Origin of the sequence: Streptomyces sp. NPDC002573, from assembly GCF_042889625.1 — a bacterium.
Taxonomy (GTDB): domain Bacteria; phylum Actinomycetota; class Actinomycetes; order Streptomycetales; family Streptomycetaceae; genus Streptomyces; species Streptomyces gibsoniae.
In genome coordinates this window covers 1-2133 of the sequence record NZ_JBIARC010000237.1, presented here as the reverse complement: position 1 = coordinate 2133, position 2133 = coordinate 1, and the positions used below count along the sequence as shown (strand labels likewise).

Below are 2133 nucleotides of genomic sequence, written 5' to 3'. Positions count from 1 at the left end.
ACGGCGGCCGCTCACTCCTTCTCATGTGCAGGCTAACAAGCCATCAGGCACACACATTCCAAGGCGAGTTGCAGCATTCTGTTAGGAGTTCTTAGCCAGTGAGCTGATCGCGCTGATCAACCGGCTGGCCTACCGAGAGTTGAGCGCGTCCGCCGTGCTCGCAGGCTTCGTCGCGCATTTCCGCGACCAGATCGTGGCCAGCGACTACCGCGAGGGGTGCCCGGTGGCCCCCATCGTTCTGGAGCTGGCCAGTACAACCCCGCGCCTGGCCGCGGCGGTCACCCGCCGGGGCTTCGAGGACCTGGTCGCCACCATGTCAGCACGCCTCGTAGAGAAGGGGCTGCAGCCCGAATACGCTCAGGAACTGGCAGCGCTGGCCGTGACTGGAATGGAAGGGGCCCTCGTCGTCAGCCGGGCCCTGCAGGATCCCCAGCCCCTTGAGGCACTGACGGCCCGACTCACCGAAGCCAATCGGCCCCCATCACCACCGGTGAGAACCACCGACATGCACATCCAGCACCTGCGCCCGGCGAGGCGAATATCACGCCCGGTCGGCTTCTGGCTTCTGGCCGTCACGTTCCTTGCGTTCTTTGGCGCGAACAGCGCGCTTCCCCGCTCCTGGTGGTGTATCAGCACTGTTGGGGCTTTTCGCCGACTATGCTCACCGCGATCTTCGCGGTCTACGCCCTGGGCCTGCTGGTTACGCTGCTGACCGTCGGAGGACTTTCCGACTACATCGGCAGGCGGCCCGTGCTCGCCGCCGCGCTGATCGTTGAGGCCGCGTCCATGGTCGTGTTCCTCACCGCCGACAGGGTCGGGCTGCTGCTGGTGGCGCGCATCCTGCAGGGGATGGGGATGGGTGCGGCGATGGGGGCCATCTCCGCCGGGCTGGTGGACCTGCAGCCGTCACCCACGTCACGCCTCGGCTCGGTGCTGAACAGCGCCGCCCCGGCTGCCGGGCTGGCCCTCGGGGCGCTGGGCAGCGGAGTGCTGGTGCAGTACGCCCCCGCTCCCACGATGCTGGTCTTGGTTCTACTCATCGCCGTCTTCCTGTTGCTGACCGCGGCGGTGTTCTTCCTGCCCGAGCCGGTCACACCCCGTCCGGGCGCCTGGGCCTCGCTGCGGCCACAAGCGGCCGTGCCGCCCCAGAGGCGCCGGGCCTTCCTGGCGATCACGCCCTGCCTCGTCGCCACCTGGGCGATCACCGGGTTTTACCACTCGCTCGGCCCCTCGCTGGCCGCAGGGATCCTGCACATCGGCAGCCATCTGGTCGGCGCCCTGGCGCTGACCACGTTCTACAGCGCGGGAACCGTCGCCTCACCGCTGTCTCGCAACCTGGCACCGAAGCGGGTGATGGCCGCGGGTGCGTGACCCTTGCCGCAGGGACCGGCCTTACCCTGCTCGCCCTCGTCGGACCCTGGACGCCGCTGTTCTTCCTTGGGGCCGCCCTCGCCTGGGCTCCTTCGGCTCGCCGCCGGCCGCGAGCACGAACTCGCCTTCAACCGGGTCCGCGACTCCGACGAGACCCGCGGCCGCATCCAGGCCGACCTGCGCGTCTCCAAAGTCCGGCCGCGCATCGTCCCGGTCCCGTACGGCACCCGTCCCTCGATCTGCCCCGTTCGCGCCTGGCAGGCCTGGAAAGAGACCGCTGGCCTGGACGATCCCGACGGCTATGCCTGGCGCCGCCTGCACAACCGCTGGCACACCGTCATGGAGGGAGGATGCAGCCCGAGTCCATCGGCGACGTCATCACTCGCGCCGGCGAGGGCGCCGGGATCGAGATTCGGTTCACCGCTCACGGCCCCCGCCGCGGGCTCGCGACGTCCTCCCGCATGAAGGGCCACGACCAGATCGTCATCGCCAAGCAGGGTGGCTGGGCGCCGCACTCCAAGGTGCTCGCCGACTACCTCGAAGTCGTCGACCAGTGGGAGGACAATGCCCTGCTCGGTGTGCTGTAACAAGGGCGGGATCCAGTAGCGACCGGATGCCTGGGCCGTCACAGCAGCGTGTCGGTGCAATATCCGCGCGAGACTGCCATCACCTCGTACACGGCAATTCAGCGGTACCAGCCGCCTGCGCTTCAATCCTCCGTTACGACGTTCTCCAGTGGCTCTCCGGCGACGAAGCGGCCGA

General features: G+C 68.5%; 3 protein-coding genes. All 3 read left to right on the top strand.

Annotated features, from left to right (window positions below; translation table 11 throughout):
- Nucleotides 1-154: 154 nt before the first annotated feature.
- The 3 genes from ACFYX0_RS47575 (at nt 155) to ACFYX0_RS47565 (ending at nt 1958) form a co-directional block, all read left to right on the top strand.
- Nucleotides 155-712 carry a hypothetical protein gene (locus ACFYX0_RS47575; protein WP_388982031.1) on the top strand — a complete coding sequence of 186 codons (558 nt, stop codon included), beginning with the start codon at nt 155-157 and terminating at the stop codon, nt 710-712.
- Nucleotides 658-1371, top strand: coding sequence for an MFS transporter (locus ACFYX0_RS47570; protein WP_388982028.1), 714 nt, complete (start codon nt 658-660; stop codon nt 1369-1371). Before ACFYX0_RS47575 ends, ACFYX0_RS47570 begins: the two co-directional genes overlap by 55 nt.
- 350 nt (nt 1372-1721) lie before the next feature.
- Entirely contained in the window at nt 1722-1958 is a 237-nt protein-coding gene (locus ACFYX0_RS47565) for a hypothetical protein (protein WP_388982025.1), read from the top strand.
- Nucleotides 1959-2133 lie beyond the last annotated feature (175 nt).